The organism is Pseudonocardia hispaniensis, assembly GCF_042658695.1.
Classification (GTDB): Bacteria; Actinomycetota; Actinomycetes; order Mycobacteriales; family Pseudonocardiaceae; genus Pseudonocardia; species Pseudonocardia hispaniensis.
On sequence record NZ_JBHSQW010000007.1, the window covers coordinates 16,822 to 36,333 of the forward strand.

General features: G+C 72.3%; 13 protein-coding genes. 7 read left to right on the plus strand and 6 right to left on the minus strand.

The window, feature by feature from the left end:
- On the minus strand, positions 1 to 539 hold a 539-nt coding region (locus ACFQE5_RS02815; protein ID WP_379582410.1), incomplete at its 3' end, for a YaaA family protein.
- A 478-nt stretch (positions 540 to 1,017) separates the two neighbouring features.
- Here ACFQE5_RS02815 and metX point away from each other — a divergent pair.
- The 3 genes from metX to ACFQE5_RS02830 all read left to right on the plus strand — a co-directional run bounded on the left by metX (position 1,018) and on the right by ACFQE5_RS02830 (position 5,533).
- The gene (metX, locus tag ACFQE5_RS02820; protein ID WP_379582547.1) at positions 1,018 to 2,157 is read left to right on the plus strand and encodes a homoserine O-acetyltransferase MetX; all 1,140 of its coding nucleotides are present in this window, start codon (positions 1,018 to 1,020) and stop codon (positions 2,155 to 2,157) included.
- 61 nt (positions 2,158 to 2,218) lie between these two features.
- The gene (locus ACFQE5_RS02825) at positions 2,219 to 3,973 is read left to right on the plus strand and encodes a proline--tRNA ligase (protein WP_379582412.1); all 1,755 of its coding nucleotides are present in this window, start codon (positions 2,219 to 2,221) and stop codon (positions 3,971 to 3,973) included.
- Between the two features lie 39 nt (positions 3,974 to 4,012).
- Entirely contained in the window at positions 4,013 to 5,533 is a 1,521-nt protein-coding gene (locus tag ACFQE5_RS02830; protein ID WP_379582414.1) for a PucR family transcriptional regulator, read from the plus strand.
- A gap of 22 nt (positions 5,534 to 5,555) precedes the next feature.
- On the opposite strand, the gene gabT is transcribed toward ACFQE5_RS02830, so the two are convergent.
- Positions 5,556 to 6,929: a 4-aminobutyrate--2-oxoglutarate transaminase gene (gene gabT, locus ACFQE5_RS02835; protein ID WP_379582549.1), complete on the minus strand. Its 1,374-nt coding sequence runs from the start codon at positions 6,927 to 6,929 to the stop codon at positions 5,556 to 5,558.
- A 226-nt stretch (positions 6,930 to 7,155) separates the two neighbouring features.
- Here gabT and ACFQE5_RS02840 point away from each other — a divergent pair, with 226 nt between their 5' ends.
- The 3 genes from ACFQE5_RS02840 to ACFQE5_RS02850 are packed head-to-tail and all read left to right on the plus strand — an operon-like array spanning position 7,156 to position 11,017.
- Positions 7,156 to 8,670, plus strand: a complete 1,515-nt coding sequence (locus tag ACFQE5_RS02840) for an aldehyde dehydrogenase family protein (protein WP_379582416.1) — start codon at positions 7,156 to 7,158, stop codon at positions 8,668 to 8,670.
- Positions 8,667 to 9,839, plus strand: a complete 1,173-nt coding sequence (locus ACFQE5_RS02845; RefSeq protein ID WP_379582418.1) for a CaiB/BaiF CoA transferase family protein — start codon at positions 8,667 to 8,669, stop codon at positions 9,837 to 9,839. The genes ACFQE5_RS02840 and ACFQE5_RS02845 overlap by 4 nt, the downstream gene beginning before the upstream one ends.
- Positions 9,836 to 11,017, plus strand: a complete 1,182-nt coding sequence (locus ACFQE5_RS02850) for an acyl-CoA dehydrogenase family protein (protein WP_379582420.1) — start codon at positions 9,836 to 9,838, stop codon at positions 11,015 to 11,017. Before ACFQE5_RS02845 ends, ACFQE5_RS02850 begins: the two co-directional genes overlap by 4 nt.
- Before the next feature lie 130 nt (positions 11,018 to 11,147).
- Here the strand turns inward: ACFQE5_RS02850 and ACFQE5_RS02855 are convergent, their stop codons facing one another.
- The 4 genes from ACFQE5_RS02855 to ACFQE5_RS02870 form a co-directional block, all read right to left on the minus strand.
- A complete protein-coding gene (locus ACFQE5_RS02855) occupies positions 11,148 to 11,777 on the minus strand; it encodes an AAA family ATPase (protein WP_379582422.1) in 630 nt (209 codons plus the stop codon).
- Between the two features lie 177 nt (positions 11,778 to 11,954).
- Complete coding sequence (locus ACFQE5_RS02860; RefSeq protein ID WP_379582425.1) at positions 11,955 to 13,583, minus strand: purine-cytosine permease family protein; 1,629 nt, start codon at positions 13,581 to 13,583, stop codon at positions 11,955 to 11,957.
- A gap of 133 nt (positions 13,584 to 13,716) precedes the next feature.
- Positions 13,717 to 15,708 carry a hydantoinase B/oxoprolinase family protein gene (locus tag ACFQE5_RS02865; RefSeq protein ID WP_379582427.1) on the minus strand — a complete coding sequence of 664 codons (1,992 nt, stop codon included), beginning with the start codon at positions 15,706 to 15,708 and terminating at the stop codon, positions 13,717 to 13,719.
- 3 nt (positions 15,709 to 15,711) lie between these two features.
- Entirely contained in the window at positions 15,712 to 17,748 is a 2,037-nt protein-coding gene (locus tag ACFQE5_RS02870) for a hydantoinase/oxoprolinase family protein (protein ID WP_379582429.1), read from the minus strand.
- Between the two features lie 170 nt (positions 17,749 to 17,918).
- On the opposite strand from ACFQE5_RS02870, the gene ACFQE5_RS02875 reads away from it, so the two are divergent.
- On the plus strand, positions 17,919 to 19,499 hold the full coding sequence (locus tag ACFQE5_RS02875; protein WP_379582430.1) for a PucR family transcriptional regulator: 1,581 nt from the start codon (positions 17,919 to 17,921) through the stop codon (positions 19,497 to 19,499).
- The last annotated feature ends 13 nt before the right edge of the window (positions 19,500 to 19,512 follow it).

A 19,512-nucleotide genomic window follows, 5' to 3' on the forward strand; every position in this document is an offset into this window, starting at 1 on the left:
ACCGCGCCGGGCAGCCTGCCCAGCGCCGCATAGGGGCCCGACCGCAGGTCGACCACGAGCTCGGCCCGCGCGAGCGCGGCCAGCACGGGTTCGAGCGGCGGCCGCCACCGGGCGGCCAGCGCCGGCCTGCCGGGCAGCGCCGAGCCGGCGGAGAGACGATAGGCCGGAATCGGGTCGGTCGCGCGGATCAGCCCGAACAGCGCCGAGCCGATCACCAGCCGGCCGGCGGCTCGCGCCGCTGCGGCGCCGCGCAGCGAGGTCGCGTCGAGGGCGTCGTAGAGCACCCCGGTGTAGCGGTGCCACGCCGGGGTCGTCGGTGCCGACCAGAGCCCGGCGTTGCGGTCGATCTCGGCGTCCTGCCGGGGTGAGAGGCCCAGCGCGGCCCGGCTCGCCGAGACGTCCCCGCTCAGCTCGACGAGCTCGTCGACGAGCTGCTTGCGCAGCGGGTCGAGCTCGGCGAAGGAGAGCGCGTCGAGGCACAGCGACGGTCCGTCGCCACCGCCGCGTTTGGTCTCCGAGGGCGGGAGCAGCACGAGCATCCCGCCACGCTAACCCGCCGAGCACGGCCGCCCTCGGTCGCGCCATGGGTCCTGATCCGGCTCCCTGACCGCGCCCTGGCTCCGTGATGTCGCCGGGCGCCGTCGGGAGCGGCTCCGCGCGGATTGGTCCGAATGTCCGTAGAGTTCGATTGTGCCCGTGACGGCCTCCGGGATACGGTCGGCAGATGATCTGCCTCGTGGCGCGTCTGCATGTCGACACCATGCGGGTGACGAGCGCGGCCTGTCCGGGCCGCTGAGTCGTCACGCCGCGCTGCGCGCCCGGCGCCGCGGAGCGGGATTCCTGCCGGCCTGGCCCGTGACATCCACCCGCGGCTCACGAGGGAACGGATCAAAGGAGCACTGTGAGGACCATCCACCCTGCCGACACCGGCGGCGCGCGTGGTGCGGACCGTTCAACCGGCCTCGCCGCGGACGTACCCGCCATCGATGACAGCCGGGGGATCGCGTGAGCACGGACATGCTCGTCCACCCGCCCGTGAGCGGGGCTTGGCGAGAGGGCGACCACCCCGGTCGTCGGCAGTGGATCACGCTGCGGGCGCCGTTGCCGCTGGAAGCGGGGGGCGAGTTGCCCGGCGTCCGGATCGCCTATGAGACCTGGGGGACCCTGCGCGTCGAGGAGAACGGCGCCTCCAACGCCGTGCTCGTGCTGCACGCCCTCACCGGAGACAGCCACGTCGCGGGCCCGGCGGGCCCCGGGCATCCCACCCCCGGGTGGTGGGAGCCGCTGATCGGCCCGTGTCGTGCCCTTGACCCGCAGCGGTGGTTCGTCGTCGCGCCCAACATCGTCGGTGGCTGCCAGGGTTCCACCGGGCCCTCCTCAGCCGCGCCGGACGGACGGGCGTGGGGCAGCCGGTTCCCCCTGATCACCGTGCGCGACACGGTGGCCGCCGAGACCGAGCTGGCCGATGCGCTGGGAATCGACCGGTGGGCGTGCGTGGTCGGCGGTTCGATGGGCGGCATGCGCGCCCTCGAATGGGCGGCCTGCGCGCCCCATCGCGTCGACCGGCTCTTCCTGCTGGCCTGCACCGCCGCCGCGTCCGCGGACCAGATCGGCTGGGCCGCCCCGCAGCTCGCCGCCATCCGGGCCGACCCCGGCTGGTGCGGCGGGGACTACCACAGCCTCCCGCCCGGGGCCGGGCCACACGCCGGGCTGGGCATCGCCCGGCGGATGGCGCATCTGAGCTATCGCAGCGGCTACGAGCTCGCCACCCGCTTCGGCCGGGCGGCCCAGGACGGCGAGGACCCGTGGCGCGGCGGCCGCTACGCCGTCGAGTCCTATCTGGACCATCACGCGAGCAAGCTGGTGCGCCGGTTCGACGCCGGCTCCTACGTCCGGCTCACCGAGCTGATGAACGCGCACGACGTCGGCCGCGGCCGCGGCGGGGTCACCGCCGCGCTGCGCCGGATCAGCGCGCGCACGCTCGTCGCGGGCGTGAGCTCCGACCGGCTCTATCCGCTGGAGCAGCAGGCCGAGCTGGCCGCGGGCATCCCGGACGCCGCCGAGCTGCGCGTGATCGACTCGCCGTACGGGCACGACGGCTTTCTCGTCGAGGCGCAGACGGTGAGCGCGCTGCTCGCGGACCTGCTGGCGAGCTGACCGGCGGGCACCACCCTGACCGGAGGTACGCGCCGGCCGCGGCGTCGCTACCCTTCACCGGGTGTTGACCAGGATGTCGTCGCTGTTCCTCCGCACCCTTCGCGAGGACCCGGCGGACGCGGAGGTGCCCAGCCACAAGCTGCTGGTCCGCGCCGGCTACGTCCGCCGGGTCGCGCCGGGGGTGTACTCCTGGCTGCCGCTCGGGCTGAAGGTCCTGCGCAACATCGAGCGGGTGGTGCGCGAGGAGATGGACGCCATCGGGGCCCAGGAGATCCAGTTCCCGGCGCTGCTGCCGCGCGAGCCGTACGAGGCGACGAACCGGTGGACCGAGTACGGCCCGAACCTGTTCCGGCTGCGTGACCGCAAGGGCAACGACTATCTGCTCGGGCCGACCCACGAGGAGCTGTTCACCCTCGCGGTGAAGGGGGAGTACTCCTCGTACAAGGACTACCCGGTGATCCTCTACCAGATCCAGGCCAAGTACCGCGACGAGGAACGGCCACGCGCGGGTATCCTGCGCGGCCGGGAGTTCCTGATGAAGGACTCCTACTCGTTCGACCTGTCCGACGAGGGCCTGGCCGAGTCCTACGCCCGCCACCGCGCGGCCTACATCCGGATCTTCGACCGGCTCGGGCTGCGGTACGTGATCGTCTCGGCCACCTCGGGGGCGATGGGCGGCTCGGCGAGCGAGGAGTTCCTGGCCGAGTCCGAGACCGGTGAGGACACCTATGTCCGCTCGACGGAGTCGGGCTACGCGGCCAATGTCGAGGCGGTCGTCACGCCGGCACCGCCCACCCAGCCGTTCGAGGACAAGGCGCCCGCGCAGGTGCACCACACCCCCGACACCCCGACGATCGAGGCGCTGGTCGCGTTCCTCAACGGCGCCGGGCTGGGACGGGAGTTCACCGCCGCCGACACGCTGAAGAACGTCATGGTCAAGATCAGGCAGCCGGGATCGACGGACTGGGAGTTGCTCGGGGTCGGCGTGCCGGGCGACCGGGAGGTCGACCTGAAGCGGCTGGAGGCCTCGCTGGCCCCGGCCGAGGTGGCGCTGCTGGAAGAGGCCGACTTCACGGCCAACCCGTTCCTGGTCAAGGGCTACATCGGGCCGGGGGCGCTGGCGGCGAACGGGGTGCGGTATCTCGTCGATCCGCGGATCGTCCCCGGTACCGCCTGGGTGACCGGCGCCGACAAGCCCGACCACCACGTCGTCGACCTGGTCGTGGGGCGTGACTTCACCCCCGATGGCACCATCGAGGCGGCCGAGGTTCGTGATGGGGATCCCTCGCCCGACGGCCACGGGACGCTCGAGGCGGCGCGCGGGATCGAGATCGGCCACATCTTCCAGCTCGGCCGCAAGTACGCCGACGCCTTCGCCCTGGACGCTCTCGGCCCGGACGCCAAGCCGGTGCGGATCACGATGGGCTCCTACGGGATCGGGGTGTCGCGGCTGGTCGCGGCGATCGCCGAGCAGAGCCACGACGAGTTGGGCCTCGTCTGGCCGCGCGCGGTCGCCCCGTTCGACGTGCACGTCGTGATCGCCGGGAAGAACGAGGAGATCATCGCGGGTGGCGAGCAGTTGGCCCGCGAGCTCGACGCGGCCGGGCTGCGGGTGCTGCTGGACGACCGCGCGGCCTCACCCGGGGTGAAGTTCGCCGACGCCGAGCTGATCGGGGTCCCGACGATCGTCGTGGTCGGCCGGGGGCTGGCGAACGGGCTGATCGAGGTCAAGGACCGGGCCACCGGCGAGCGCGTCGAGGTCGCTCGCGACGCCGCCGTCGCCCACCTCACCCGTGAGTGCGGAACGGTGTTCTAACACCGTTTCGCACTCACAGGGGGTGATGAGGTGGTGGGGGTGCCGGTTCGGTGGCTGTTGGATCGGCCGGAGCTGGGCCTTGCGGTGCTGGCGGGCGCGGACGCGCTGGACCGGTTGATCACCTGGGCACACAGCATTGAACTGGCCGACCCGGTGCCGTGGCTGCGCGGCGGGGAGCTACTGCTGACCACCGGACTGCGGCTCTCGGGCGACCCCGAGGAGCAGCGTGCCTACGTGCGCTCGCTGAGCGAGGCGGGCGTGGCCGCGATCGGGTTCGGGGTGGGGCTGTCGCATCAACGGGTCCCCCACACACTGGTGGCGGTGGCCGACGAGCTGGGGCTGCCGCTGCTGAAGGTGCCGCTGCCCACCCCGTTCGTCGCGGTTGTGCGCGCCGTGACCGAGCGGCTCGCCCAGCAGCAGTACGAGGGTTTCGTGCGGGCCTCCCGGGTGCAGCCACGGATGACCAGGGCGGCGGTCCGGGGCGGGGCCGCCGCCGTGGTGCGGGAGCTGGCGAAGGCGGTGGGTGGGCACGCCCTCCTGCTGGGCGCGGACGGGACCGTGCTGGCCGGGTATCCGGCCTCGGCGGCCGGTCTGGCCCCCTCGGCGGTGGCGCGGCTGGGCGGTGAGACGGCGGCGAGCACGGCCAGCGTCGACGCGCAGGGGGCGGTCGCCGCGCAGGTGGTGCGGGTCGGGCGCCGGGTGCACGGCCACCTTTTACTGATCACCGAGGCCGGGTTGGGGGCGGCTGACCAGCTGCTGCTCGGTCACGCGGTGTCGCTGGTGGGGCTGGAACAGGAGAAGCCGCTGCGGGTGCGCGAGGCACAGAACCGGCTGACCGCCTCGGTGCTGCGGCTGGCGTTGGACGGCGGGCTCGCCGGGCCGGCCGCCGCCGAGCAGCTGACGGCGGCCGGCTTCCCGGACGCGGAGGGCGCGAGCGCACTGGCGGTCGGCGGGGCGACGCCATCTCGGGTGCTGGCGGTCGCGGACCGGGTGCTCGCCGACGAGGGTGTGCCGTGTGTCGGCATCGAGCGGGACGGGTTCGCGCTGCTGCTGCTGCCCGGGGAGCCCGCCGGGCTCGCCGAGTCGATCATCGCTGAGTCGATCACCTCCGGGACCCACGGCGGGTGCGGCCGGGTCCGCGCCGGACGGGCCCGGTTGGCGCCGAGCGGGGAGCTCGCCGACGTCGCGGCACGGGCGGTGAGCGCGGCCAGGGTCGCGGCGGCCCGGGGCACCGAGCTGGTCGACGCGGACGGGCTGGCCGGGCAGGTGCTGGCGGGCGAGCCCGCCACCCGGGAGGTGCTGGCCGAGTTGGCGCGGGCCCGGCTCGGTCCGCTGGCCGAGCACGATCGACGGACGGGCGCCGAGCTGGTCGCGTCGCTGCGGGCGTTCCTGGAGCATCACGGCCAGTTCGAGGCCGCCTCGGCCGCGCTCGGGGTGCACCGGCACACCCTGCGGTCCCGGATCGACCGGATCCGCGAGTTGCTCGGCGTCGACCTCGATTCGGCGCACGTGCGCGCCGAGCTCCTGCTGGCCCTCGTCGCCTGGTCCGACCGCCGCTGACCCGGCGGCGGCCGGGCGAACGCTACGCCTGCGTGTCGATCGTGTCGGCGAGGATCCCCAGTCCCTCCACGAGCAGGTCCTGGGGCATCGAGAGCGGGGGCAAGAAGCGCAGGACGTTGCCGTAGGTGCCCGCGGTGAGCACGAGCAGGCCCGCGGCGTGGCAACCGCGCGCGATCCGTCCGGTGAGCTCGGCGTCCGGCGTGTGGTCCCCGCCGCCCGTGACCAGCTCGATCGCGATCATCGCGCCCCGGCCGCGGATGTCGCCGAGGACATCGTGGCGCTGCTGCATCCGGTGCAGCGCGGGCAGCATGGTGGCCTCGATCGCGCGAGCCCGGGCCAGCAGATCGTGGTGCTCGATCTCCTCGAAGACGCCGAGGGCGCCCGCACACGACACCGGGTTGCCGCTGAACGTCCCGCCGAGGCCGCCTGCGGGCACGGCGTCCATGAGCTCGGCGCGACCGGTCACCGCCGCGATCGGCAGTCCGCCGCCGAGGCCCTTGGCCGTGGTGACCAGGTCCGGCCGGACCGACTCGTGCTCGATCGCGAACCACCGCCCGGTGCGCGCGAGGCCGGACTGCACCTCGTCGGCGATCAGCACGATGCCGCGGTCGCGGCAGATCTGGGCGACCGCGGACAGGAAGCCCGGCGCGGGCACGATGAACCCGCCCTCGCCCTGGATCGGCTCGATCAGCACGGCGGCGACGTTCTCGGCCCCGATCTGGCGGTCGACGAGCTCCACCAGCGCGTCGGCGGCCTCCCGCGCGCAGCGCTCGGGCCCGGTCGGCCAGCGGTACGGATACGCCATCGGCGCCCGGTACACCTCTCCGGCGAACGGCCCGAACCCCTGCTTGTAGGGCTGGTTCTTCGCGGTGAGGGTCATCGTCAGCAGGGTGCGGCCGTGGTAGGCGTGGTCGAACGCGACGACCGCGGGCCTGCCGGTGGTCGCGCGAGCGATCTTCACGGCGTTCTCGATCGCCTCGGCGCCGGTGTTGAACAGCACCGTGCGGGCCGGACCGGCGACGGGCGCGCGCCGGTTGAGCTCCTCGCAGACGGCCACGTAGGACTCGTACGGGTTGACCAGAAAGCAGGCGTGGGTGAACCGGTGCAGCTGCTGGGTCGCCCGCTCGACCACCCCCGCGGCGGCGTTGCCGACCGTGGTCACCGCGATCCCGCTGCCGAAGTCGATGAACGAGTTGCCGTCGGCGTCGACGACGACCCCGCCACCCGCGGCCTCGACGAAGACCGGCAGCGCCGACCCGACGCCGGCCGGCAGCGCCGCGCGCTGGCGGCGCATCCGTTCCCGCGAGCGCGGTCCCGGGATCTCGGTGTGCACCCGCCTGCGCTGGGGCAGGGCGGGGCCACCGAGAGCGTGGCTGGTGTCGGGAGCGACGGTCATCTCGGCCTCCGGGATCTGCTGCGGCTGGTGCTGCTCCGCGCAGCGCATCACGCGGGACGCCACGACGACCATGGCCACGGTGGAGTGTCATCGGCTCGATGACTAGACGAGACGTCCAGTGTGCCGGCTCCTGCGGCGGTCGACGATGAGCCGTCCGACGAGGAGGGACGGCCATGGGATCGGACGCGGCGCCCGCGCTCGCGACCCGCAGGGAAGGGAGCACACGTTGACCGAGATCGTCCAGACCGAGCCACGGGCCGGGCGGGAGGCCGCCGCAGCACCGGTGCTGTTGCACCAGCTCGTCGGGGGCCGCTGGGTGCCCGGCGCGGGCGCCGAGCTGATCGACCGCAACCCCGCCCGCCCCGACGAGGTCGTCGCGCACGGCCGGCTCGCCGGAGCCGATGACCTCGACGCCGCCGTGGCCGCCGCCCGCGCGGCCTTTCCCGGCTGGACCGCCACGCCGTTCCCGGAGCGCGGGGAGATCCTCGCGCGGGCCGGGGACGTGCTCGCCCGCCAGGCCGAGGCATGGGGGACGGAACTGGCGCGCGAGGAGGGCAAGACCCGCGCGGAGGGCGTCGGTGAGGTCCGGCGCGCCGCGCAGATCCTTCGCTACTACGCCGCGGAGGGACTGCGCCCGGTGGGGGAGGTGTTCGCCTCCACCCGGCCCGGGGAGCAGATCCAGGTGCTGCACCGTCCCGTCGGGGTGGTTGCGGTGGTGACCCCGTTCAACTTCCCGATCGCCATCCCGGCTTGGAAGATCGCCCCGGCGCTGGCCTTCGGCAACGCGGTGGTGTGGAAGCCGGCCAGCACCGTGCCGCTGCTCGCGATGCGGCTGGCCGAAGCGTTCGTCGAGGCAGGCCTGCCCGAGGGTGTGCTGTCGCTGCTCATCGGGCCCGGAGCCGTCGGGGCGGCGCTGGTCGACCATCCCGGCGTGGACCGGGTGAGCTTCACCGGCTCCACCGGGGTCGGTCGTGACCTGATCGCCCGCTGCGGGCGGCTGGCCCGCCCGATCCAGACCGAGATGGGCGGCAAGAACGCCGCGGTCGTGCTCGCCGACGCGAACCTCGACCTCGCGGTGGCGGAGGTGGTGGCGGGCGCGTTCCGGTCCACCGGGCAGAAGTGCACGGCGACCTCGCGGGTGATCGTCACCGACCGGGTGGCCGAGGAGTTCCTGGCGCTGCTGGTGGAACGGGTGACCGCGCTGCGGGTCGGGGACCCGCTGGATGCCCGCGTGCAGATGGGCCCGCTGATCACCGCGAGCGCCCGCGACGACGTGCGGGCCGCGGTCGAGGCGGGCCTGGTGCGCCCGGGGGTGACGCTGCTGGCGGGTGGCGAGCCCTACCGCGACGCGTCGCGAGCGGCCGGGGCGTTTCTCCCCCCGACCGTGGTGGAGCTGGCCGGTGATGATCCGCTCTGGCGCGAGGAGCTGTTCGGCCCCGTCCTGGCGGTGCGCCGGGCCCGCGACGACGGCCACGCCCTGGACCTGGCGAACGACGGCGCGTTCGGGCTCGCGGCGGCCGTGTTCACCGACGACCTGAGCGCGATCACCGAGGCGATCCGGACCCTGGACGTCGGCGTGCTGCACATCAACTCCGAGACCGCGGGCGCCGACCCGCACGTCCCGTTCGGCGGCGCGAAACAGAGCGGTTTCGGCCCGAAGGAGCAGGGCCGGGCCGCGCGGGAGTTCTACACGACGACCACGACCGTCTACCTGCGGCCCTCGACGGGTGGGGCGCGATGAGCCTGCCACTGGACGGCGTGCTGGTCGCCGACTTCGGCCGGGTGCTCGCCGCCCCGTACGCGACGATGCTGCTCGCCGATCTCGGCGCCGACGTCGTCAAGATCGAACATCCGGCCACCGGGGACGACACCCGGTCCTGGGGTCCCCCGTTCGCGGGCGGGACGGCCACCTACTTCCTCTCGGTCAACCGCAACAAGCGATCCTTCGCCGCGGATCTGCGCGACCCGGCCGCCCGGGAGCAGGTCGTCGAGCTCGTCCGGCGCGCCGACGTGCTGGTGGAGAACTTCCGCCCCGGCACCATGGCCCGCCACGGGCTGTCCTACGAGCAGTCCCGCGCGCTCAATCCGCGCCTGGTCTACTGCTCGATCACCGGCTTCGGGGCGGGCAAGGGCGCGGCGCTGCCCGGTTACGACCTGTTGGTGCAGGCCGTCGGTGGGCTGATGAGCGTCACCGGCCCCGAGCCGGGAACCCCGGTGAAGGCCGGGGTGGCCCTGGTCGACGTGCTCACCGGGCTGCACGCCACCGTCGGGATCCTGGCCGCGCTGCGCGCCCGGGAGACCACCGGTGAGGGCCAGCACGTGACCGTCGACCTGCTGAGCACGCTGCTGTCGAGCATGGTCAACCAGAGCACCGGGTTCACCGCGGCGGGCGCGGTGCCGGGCATCCTCGGCAACCGGCACCCCTCGATCGCGCCGTACGAGGTGTTCCCGACCGCGGACCGTCCGATGGTCATCGCGGTCGGCAACGACCGCCAGTTCGCCGCGCTCTGCCAGGGCCTCGGGGTGCCCCACCTGACCGTCGATTCCCGGTTCCTCACCAACACCGACCGGGTGGCGCACGTCGATGCTCTCGCCGAGGCGCTCGCCGCCCAGCTTTCGGCGCGTCCGGCCGGCCAGTGGTTCGACCTGCTCACCCCGCTCGGGGTGCCCTGTGGTCCGGTCAACGACCTGGCGGCGGCCTTCGCGCTGGCCGAGGACCTCGGGCTCGGGCCGCGGGTACGCCTCGGCGAGGGCGCCGAGGCCGTCGACGTCGTCGCCAACCCGATCGGGCTGTCCGCGACCCCGCCCCGCTACCGTGCCCGGCCGCCGCGGCTGGGCGAACACACCGCGCCGCTGCGCGCGTGGCTGTCCACCTCCACCGACCCCGCCACCGAGAAGAGCATCCGATGAACGCACCGCACGCACCGATGAAGGATCCGTTGGATCTGCTGGACCTGTCCGGGCAGCTGGATGAGCAGGAACGCGACATCCAGGCCACGGTCCGGGACTTTCTGGCCGAGCGGGTCCGCCCGCGGATCGGGGAGTGGTTCGAGGAGGCGCATTTCCCCCGCGAGCTGGTCCCCGAGTTGGGCAAGATGGGGCTGCTGGGCATGCACCTGAGCGGCTACGGCTGCGCCGGCACCAATGCGATCAGCTACGGGCTGGCCTGTCTGGAGCTGGAGGCGGTCGACTCCGGGCTGCGCAGCTTCGTGTCGGTGCAGGGCTCGCTGTCGATGTTCTCCATCTGGCGCTACGGGTCGGAGGAGCAGAAGCAGCAGTGGCTGCCGCGGCTGGCCGCGGGCGACGCGGTCGGCTGCTTCGGGCTGACCGAGCCCGATGTGGGCTCGGACCCCGGGCGGATGCGCACCCGCGCGGTGCGCGACGGCGGCGACTGGATCCTCAACGGCTCCAAGATGTGGATCACCAACGGCGGCCTGGCCGACGTGGCCACCGTGTGGGCGGGCACCGAGGACGGGATCCGCGGGTTCCTCGTGCCCCGGGGCACCCCGGGGTTCACCACCCGCGACATCAAGCACAAGATGTCGCTGCGCGCGTCGGTCACCTCGGAGCTGTCCTTCGACGACGTGCGGCTGCCCGCCTCGGCCCGGCTGCCGCTGGCCCGCGGCCTGGGGGCGCCGCTGTCGTGCCTGAACGAGGCCCGGTTCGGGATCCTGTTCGGCGCCGTCGGCGCGGCCCGCGACTGTCTGCAGACGGCGCTGGGCTACGCCGACACCCGAACCCAGTTCGGCAAGCCGATCAGCGCGTTCCAGCTGACCCAGCGCAAGTTCGCGGACATGGCGGTGGCGCTGAACACCGCGATGCTGCTGGCGCTGCACCTGGGCCGGCTCAAGGACGCCGGCCGGATCCGGCCCGAGCAGGTGAGCGTGGGCAAGCTGAACAACGTGCGGGAGGCGTTGGCGATCGCCCGGGAATGCCGCACCATCCTGGGCGGCAACGGGATCTCGCTGGAGTACCCGCCGCTGCGACACGCCAACAACCTGGAGTCGGTGCTGACCTACGAGGGCACCAACGAGATCCACACCCTCGTCGTCGGGCAGGCCCTCACCGGCCAGCCCGCCTACCGCTGAGCCCGGCTCCTACTGATCGCATCGTCCTGCTGAGCGCATTATGGAGCCATGACGTCGATGGGAATCCTCCTCGGGCGCATTGTGGCTCCATGATGCGCCCGGGGGATGGGGCGGACCGCCCTCGAGGGCCTCAGCCGTCCCCGGTGAGCAGGTGCCGCAGGAACCGCTCGGGTGCGGCCAGGAAGTCTCGGGTCAGTCGCACCGGCAGTGCCTGGTCGTAGTCCACGCGCGCGATCTCCCCGTTCTCGGCGATCTCGTAGATGGTGGCGCCGGGCAGCGCGAGCAGGATCGGGGAGTGGGTGGCCACCACGATCTGGCTGCCCTGCCCGGCCAGCTCGGCCAGCCTCGCCAGCACGGCCCTGCACCCGCGCGCCGACAATGCCGCCTCGGGCTCGTCCAGTACGTAGAGCCCGTCCGGTCCGAAGCGGTAGGTCACCAGGTCCACGAAGGACTCGCCGTGGGAGCGTTCGTGCGGGGAGACCCCGCCGTAGGCGGGCAGCAGCGGCGATCCCGACGCGCGGTCGAGCCGTTCGATCTCGGAGGCCACGTTGTCGTAGGACTCGGCCCGCAGGAAGAACCCGGTGCGCGGCCTACGGCCGGTCCGGCTCAGCACCAGGTGGTCGCCCAGTGCGGACTCGGTCGCGCGGGTGGCGAAGCGGAAGTTCCGGCTGCCGCCCTCCGGGTTGAACCCGCAGGCTACCGCCAGCGCCTCCACCAGGGTGGACTTTCCCGTGCCGTTCTCCCCGACCAGAAACGTCACCCCCGGATCGAGTCCGAGGCCCCCACGCGCGGGCCGACGAACGATCCGACCGGCGGGTGGCGGCTCCGGCGCGAGCGTCGCCCCATCCGACGCACGAGGGAGCCCTCACGTGCTGGAGCGGGCCGCCCCAGCACGTGAGGGCTCCGTCATGTGCTGTGGAGACGTGCGGCGGCTGGGTTATGGCTCCATGACGCGCTGCTGAACGGGGCGCTGCGGCATCACCCGCCGGGTTGCCGCGTCGAGGAAGGCCGAGTTGCTGCTGGCGCAGTCGGCGCAGATCGGGGCCAGCTCGGAGGTGGACGGGTCGCGGTCCATCTCGTGGGCGATGTAGCTGCGGTCGCAGCCGCCGCACCGCACTCGGATCTGCCAGTCGTCCTCGACCTCGTCGCGGGGATCGTGGTCCCGGCCGATCGCCGCGGACTGCTGGCCGGTGAGCGCGCGCAGCCCGACGTACAGGACGGCGGCCAGGACGAAGGTGATGATCGAGCTCCAGGCGCCGACCCACGGCATCCCGGACTCCACCAGGCCGATGCCCACGGCAGCCGAGCCGATCCACGCGACGAGACCCGGCGCCCACAGCGACCGCACCCGGCCCGGCCGGAACTCCACCTGGTCGGGGGCCACACCGGCGCGACGGCTGAGCAGGATGTGGGCGAGTGCGATCGCCACCCAGCCGGTCACCAGCGCCCCCTGCCAGGCCAGCGCGACCAGCAGGTACTTCAGCACCGGCGTCAGCATCAGCAGGTAGATGACGACGCTGGAGACGATCACCCACACCCAGCGGGGCAGGTGCAGCTTGAACGCGCGGGCGGCGAAGCTCTCCAGGTTGCTGGAGGCGAGGTAGTAGTTCGCGGTGTTGATCCGGGTCTGGGACACCCACACCAGGGCCACCCCGACGATCCCCATCAGCGCCACGATGCCGACCGCGACACCGCCCTCGGTCGCCTCGGTGCCCGTGGCGTGGACGAGGTAGATGCCCGCGACGCCGTTCGCCCCGAAGGCGAGCAGGTAGTAGACCCAGCCGAAGGTGATCCTCGCGTGGTAGCGGACGTCCTCCGGCTTGCCGAGCCGAGCGAAGTCCATTGTGTACATCATGAGGATGAACACGCCGAGGTAGGCGCTGAAGCAGGCCAGCCAGTTCGGGCCGCCCGCACTCAGCGGCAGGCCGGGTGCGGTACCGGGGTCGCTCAGCCACTGTCCGTCGTAGCCGTGCACGGACACCGCCCAGACCACCGCGGCCACCAGTCCGGTCCAGTACAACGGCAGCAACACCCCGTTGATCTTGTCCAGCCAGCGGCGTACGCCACCGACGACCAGCGGGGTGGAGTAGAGCACCACCACGAGGTACCAGACGGCCAGGCTGCCGCCGAAGTACGTCTGGAAGGCGACGCCGATGATGCTGCCCTCGAACACCGCGTAGTAGATCGCGGTCGCCGCGAAGATCAGCGCGGCCAGCGCCGCGCCCGCCCGGCCCAGCAGTGCCCGGGAGAACAGGGCCACGGTGAGCCCGGTCCGGGCGGCGAACCGGGACAGCACGGCGTTGATCACCCCATACACCACGATCGTCAGACCGAGGCCGACCAGGGCGTTGACCGTGCCGTACGCGGCGGCGAGGCTGGCCGCGATATAGAGGAAGAACATCGCGCTGACCAGCGCGTACCACGCCATTGTGAGATTGCCCCGGCGCAGCCGCCAGGAATGGGGGGCGACGTGCAGCGAGTAGTCCTCGGTCGCCGCCGCGGCGAGAACCCGCGGATCGTCGCCGGTGCTGGTGTCCAGCGGGGTGATACGTGTCGTCGTATCCATGAAGGTCTCCGGTGTGCTGGTGTCGTTCTGGCAGCGCAGAACGACACGCCGGATGAAAGGGAAAGTTCAGGCCGACCGAGGGTCGGCGAGGCCGGCCGGGTGAGCGGCCCGGCCGGTGTGCCGGACCGGTGCGTCAGGCCCAGTAGGCGGCCGAACGCCGCTGCAGCAGTTCGCGGAACTGCTCGGTGGTGCGCTGGTACAGCTCCCCGGTGCCCCAGTCGAGGATGACGCCGTAGCGGCGGACGAGGTCCAGCATGTCCAGCTCGCCGGCCCGGTAGCGGCGGGCGACCTCCTGCGGGTCCTCCTGCAGCCAGTCGCGGCGCTGTGCCGCGATCGAGGCCCGCAACGCCTCGGTGGCCGGCTCGTCGACCTCGTAGCGGTCGAGGTCGGGGTCGATGGCGGTGACGACGACGCCGTAGTCCTTGGCCGCGCGCTCGATGGAGACGTAGCCGTCGATGACATCCTCCACGACGGCCGCCGGGTCGCGGGTCAGCGGGTCCCCGAGCCCGCCGCCGCCCGCGGACGGGCGGGTGAACGAGTCGCCGGGCTTGATCGGCACCCCGGAGAAGGTCACGCCGAGGAAACGCTCGGCGTCGGTTCCTTTGTTGAGCCAGACCCCGTGCGGCACGGAGGGGAGCCCGCCCTCGATGCCCCAGGTGATCGAGCGCGCCCGGTCGCAGCAGTAGGACATCACGGTGTTCTCGCAGTCGGTGAGCACGCCGCCCTTCTCCAGCCCGCAGCCTCCGCGGTGACGCCCCGGCCCGCCGGAGTCGGTGACGATGCGGTGGGCGCTGGTCAGCACGGGCGAAAGCCGCTCCTGCCCCTCGACGGGCTGAACCGCGAGCCCGACGCCGAACACCGGTGCGGTGGCCCCGGAACCGTCCTTGGTGGCACGCCCGCCCCAGCCGCCGGCCATCCAGTCGTACCACATGAAGTACGGACGCTCGCTCGTGCGCGCATCCCGGCCGCCGACCAGCAGGTACTCGAGGTTGAATGCGCAGGCCATCGCGCGTTCCGGCATGACCTTCGACCAGATCTCGAAGATCCCGTTCATCAGCTTCTCGTAGGGGCCCGAGCAGAAGCCGGTCACCGCATGCGGCCATCCGGCGTTGACCACCGTTCCCTCCGGGCCGATCTCGGCCCGCACCACCCGGTAGAACCCGGAGTTGAGGGCCACCTCCGGAAAGAACGTCTTCGTCCCGGCGTACAGCGCGGAGTGGGTGGTGCCGTAGCCGGAGTTGAGGAAGGTCGACACGGCGGGCGCGCTGCCGCGCAGGTCGTAGTGGATGCCCTCGTCGTCGATCCGCATCGTGATCGAGACCGGGACGAGGCCCTCCTGCTGCCCGGGGTCGGCGTCGAGATAGTCGACGGCCGTCCACTCGCCCTTGGGCAGGTCGGTGAGCCGGTTGCGCACGATTCGCTCGACGTAGTCCTGCACCCCGGCCATCGCGGCGACCACGACATCGGTGCCGTAGCGGTCGACCAGCCGCAGGATCTCCCGCTCGCACACGGCGGTCGCCTCGGCCTGCGCGTTGAGGTCACCCATGCTGGAGTACGGCGAGCGGGTGTTGGAGACCAGCAGCTGGGCGACGTCGTGCAGCAGCCGTCCACGGTGCCACACCCGCACCGGGGTGATCCGCAGACCCTCCCCGAAGTGCTCCTTCGCGTTCACGTCGAACGAGCCGGGCACCGTCCCCCCGATGTCGGCCCAGTGGCCCTTGTTCTGCGCGAACCCGATGATCCGCGACCCGACGAAGATCGGCCGGATGAAGCTGACGTCGTTGAAGTGCGTGCCGCCCCGGTACGGGTCGTTGACCGCGAACACGTCCCCGGGGTTGATGTCGTCGCCGAACTCCTCCAGTACCGCCTTGCACTGGAAGTGCAGGGTGCCCACGTGCACGGCGATATCGCCGGTTCCCTGCATCACCGTGTTGCCCTCGGCGTCGCACAGCGCCGAGGAGAAGTCGCGCGCGTAGATGACGAACGAGTAGCAGGTCCGCATGATCTGCTCGCTCATCAGGTCGACCGCGGTGACGAAGGCGTTCTTGAGGACCTCGAAGGTCACCGGGTCCAGGTCACCCGGGGTGATCCCGTCCGCGTGGCGCTCGGGCATGGTCTGGGTCATGGCTCACGCCTCCGTCAGGTGGATCCGGATGTTCAGCCACTCGTCGACCTCGGCGCGGGTGCCGGGCGGGACAAGGGTGGTGGAGTCGAGCTGGTCGATGACCGCGGGGCCGGTCAGCTCGCTGCCGGCGGGCAGCGCGGCACGGTCATGGATCGGGGTGTCGAGCCAGCCGATGCCGTCGAAGTACACCGGGCGGGTCTTCAGCGGCGGGGGCGCCGGCCTACGGGCCGCCTCGTGTGCGATGAACGCCGGCTTCGGGGTGGTGCCGACCGCGGTCAGCCCGAGCTGGTAGATCTCGACCGGGGTGTCGTCGCGACGGAACGCGTACTCGCGCTCGTGCTGCTCGTGGAACAGCTGCACGGCCTCGGCCAGCGCGCCGCGCCCGCTGCCGCATTTGACGTTCAGCGACCGCCATTGGCCCAGATACCGCATGGAGACCAGGCGCTGCAGGACCGCGTCCTGCGGGGCCACCCCCTCGTGCCGCAGCCGGGCCGAGGCCTCGGCCTCCAGCCCGGCGAAGGCGTTCTCGAACTCTTCTTCGTCCGCCTCGTGGGCCAGCGTGCCGAACATCGCCGAAAGGTCGTGGCGGATGTCCACCAGCAGGCACCCCAGCGCCGAGGTGACCCCCGGGTTCGCCGGCACGATCACCGTCGGGATGCCCAGCTCGCGCGCCACCTCGGCGCCGTGCAGCGCCCCCGCGCCCCCGAAGGCCACCAGGGCGAAGTCTCGCGGGTCGTAGCCTCGGCGGATCGAGATCAGCCGCACCGCGTCGGCCATGTTGGCGTTGGCCACCTTGAGAATGGCACTGGCTGCCTGCTCCACGTCGAGCCCGAGGGGCTGCGCGATGTCGTCGAGGATGGCCTTCTCGGCGAGCTCGGGCCGCAGCACCTTGGCGCCCCCGGCCAGGGAGGTGCCGAGCCGGTTGAGCACCAGGTTGGCGTCGGAGTTCGTGGGTTCGGTGCCGCCGCCCGCGTAGCACGCGGGGCCCGGGGCGGCGCCCGCCGACTGCGGGCCGTTGCGCAGCGAGCCGGCCTCGTCGAGGTAGGCGATGGAGCCGCCGCCCGCCCCGATCGTCAGGACCTCGATCGACGGGAAGATGATCGGGTAGCCGTACTCGACCGACCATTCCTTGGTGACCCGCAGCTCGCCGCCGTGCACGAGCGAGATATCGGTGCTGGTTCCGCCCATGTCCAGGCCGATCGCGTTGGGGTAGCCGCACTGCGCGGCGACGTGCCGGGCCGCGATCGCGCCCGCCGCGATGCCCGAGGCGGCCAGCCGGACCGGGTAGCGCTGCACCATCCGTGGCGTCATCGAGCCGCCGCCGGAGTGCAGCAGCAGCAGGTCACCGGCGTAGCCGCCCGTGCCCAGCTGCTCGGCGAGCCTGCTGACATACCCGCTGACCAACGGTGCGAGCACCGCGTTTGCCACCGTCGTGGTGAACCGGTCGTGTTCGAAGATCTCGGGCAGGATCTCGGCGCTGGTCGAGATCGTCGCGTCCGGCAGCTCCTCCTCGAGGATCTCCCGCATCCGGATCTCGTGCGCCGGGTTGACGTAGGAGTTCACGAAGCACACCGCGACGGTCTGCACCTCGCGCTTGCGCAGCAGGGCGGCGATCCGCCGCGCCTCCCGTTCGTCCAGCGGCGTCACCACCTGGCCCGCGAAGTCGATCCGCTCGCTCACCTCGAACCGGTCGCGGCGGCGGATGTAGGGCGGCGCGACGTCGTGGTAGGCGTCCCACAGATCGTCCTTGGTGCCGTCCCGGATCTCGATCACGTCCCGGAACCCGGTCGTGGTCACCAGGGCGGCCGGGCGGAAGTTGCGGGTGATGAGCGCGTTGGTGGCCACGGTCGTGCCGTGCGAGAACAGCGAGACCTCGGCGAGGTCCACCTCGCCTCGCGCCACGCCGTCGAGGACCGCGCGCATGGGGTCGCTCGGCGTGGAGGGCACCTTGGTGACGCGGACCTGGCGCGTTTCCTCGTCGAAGATGCACACGTCCGTGAACGTGCCACCGACATCGACGGCCACGCGTTGTTTCGACATGTTGCCCCTCGTGGGTCGTGAGGTGTGACTGAGATCCCGCCGCCGGCCGCGGTTGCCGGAGACTGTGCCCCGACCCTGTGTGGCTGGTCACTGTGAGATGTACAGAGTTCATCGCCGTCGATCTGTATCGTCGAACAAATCATGGGCCCGATGTCGTGCCGGGACCGGCCATGAGCCGGGTTCCCGGTCAGCGTCCGACGGGGCCGCTGACGCTGCGGCAGCTCGTCGACGAGCCGAGCCTCGGGCTCGCGGTCGCCGAGCCGGGCGATCTGTCCACGGTGGTGCGGGGGGCGCACTCGATCGAGATCGAGGATGCCGCACGATGGTTGCGTCCCGGGTGGATCATGCTGACCACGGGCTTGCGCTTCCTGGAACGCCCGCAGGACGAGGCGCCGCAGGCGCTGCTCGTCGACCAACTCGTCGACGCCGGGGCGGCCGCGCTGCTCTTCGGCATCGGCGTGCACTTCGACGAGGTGCCGGCCGGGCTGCGCGAGGCGGCGCGCGAACGCCGCCTGCCCCTGCTGACGGTGAGTGCCGGCACGCCGTTCGCGGCCGTCGAGGAGTTCGTCAACCGGGGAACGCTCTCGTCGGAGATCTACCTGCTGCGGCGCACGGTGTGGCTGCAGAACGACCTGCTCAAAGCGCTCTCGGCGACCGACCCGGCCACCGCGCTCGTCACCCGGCTGGCCACCCTGAGCAAGGGCGCGGCGGTCCTCTACGAGACCTCCGGCCGGATCATCGCCTCGACCGGCCACGGGCCGTTGCGGCTCATCTGGGAGGAGATCGCGGCCAGGGAGGCGGCTCCGCAGCGATTCTCCGTCGGACGGTGGGCGGTGGCCTCCCGCCCCTTCCTGCTGCGCGGCGCCGGCTTCCGGCTCGCCATCGCCTCGCGGAGCGGCCCGCTCATCGACGACCTCGGACCCGACCTGCTGGAGACCGCCGAACGCGTGCTGGCCGCCGCCAACGCGGTCCGCGACCTGACCATGAACCAGGAGCGCGCGGAGGCGGCGCGACTGGTCTCGGCGCTGCAGGCCGGGGTGCCCGCCTCGCGCATTCGTCAGACCTGGGATCGGTTGCGCCCGTTCCGCTTCCGGGTGGGAGGTGAGCTGCGGGTGATCGCCGCGAGCCCGCTCGCGCCATGGCGGGTCTCGGTCGACCCGCGCCGCCCCTCGGACGCGCTGCTGGAGGAGGCACATCTGGAGGGGCTCGGGCTCATCCTGTCCGAACAGGACGAGCCCGACCCGCTCGGCAGTCCACTGACCGCCGTGCTCGCCGACGGCCCAGCCGCCGACGGCTGGCTCACCCTGCTCTCCGGCACCCACCTCACCGGCGTCAGCGGCCCCTTCGCCGACCTCACCGTCGCGCCGCAGTACTTCCGGGAGGCGTTGACCGCGCTGCGGGTGGCCACCCGTCGCCACGCTGTCGGCGCCAGCACCCGGATCGTGCGGCTCGACGAGGTCGACTTCGCCACCTGGCTGCTGACCCGGCGCGACGACGCGCAGGTCGCCGCGCGGTTCGACCGCCATTTCGGGGCGCTGGTCCGAGCTGGGGGCCTCGCCGAGACCGTGATCATGTATTTGGCGTGTCAGCAGGACGTCAAGAAGACGGCCGAACGCCTGTTCGTGCATCCCAACACCGTGCGCTACCGATTGCACAAGGTGGAGCAGCAGATGGGCGCCCCGATCACCGCCGCCGGCGTGGTCGCCAACCTCTACCTGGCCTTCCAGGACGAGATTCTCGCCCTCTCCTGAACCCCCGTGAGTG

What these genes read in the sequence shown, in the direction of transcription:
- ACFQE5_RS02850 (WP_379582420.1), top strand. Translation starts at nt 9,836, where the DNA reads ATGAACGCACCGCACGCACCGATGAAGGATCCGTTGGATCTGCTGGAC.
- ACFQE5_RS02865 (WP_379582427.1), bottom strand. Translation starts at nt 15,708, where the DNA reads ATGACCCAGACCATGCCCGAGCGCCACGCGGACGGGATCACCCCGGGT.
- ACFQE5_RS02875 (WP_379582430.1), top strand. Translation starts at nt 17,919, where the DNA reads ATGAGCCGGGTTCCCGGTCAGCGTCCGACGGGGCCGCTGACGCTGCGG.
- gabT (WP_379582549.1), bottom strand. Translation starts at nt 6,929, where the DNA reads ATGACCGTCGCTCCCGACACCAGCCACGCTCTCGGTGGCCCCGCCCTG.
- ACFQE5_RS02870 (WP_379582429.1), bottom strand. Translation starts at nt 17,748, where the DNA reads ATGTCGAAACAACGCGTGGCCGTCGATGTCGGTGGCACGTTCACGGAC.
- ACFQE5_RS02860 (WP_379582425.1), bottom strand. Translation starts at nt 13,583, where the DNA reads ATGGATACGACGACACGTATCACCCCGCTGGACACCAGCACCGGCGAC.
- ACFQE5_RS02845 (WP_379582418.1), top strand. Translation starts at nt 8,667, where the DNA reads ATGAGCCTGCCACTGGACGGCGTGCTGGTCGCCGACTTCGGCCGGGTG.
- metX (WP_379582547.1), top strand. Translation starts at nt 1,018, where the DNA reads ATGCTCGTCCACCCGCCCGTGAGCGGGGCTTGGCGAGAGGGCGACCAC.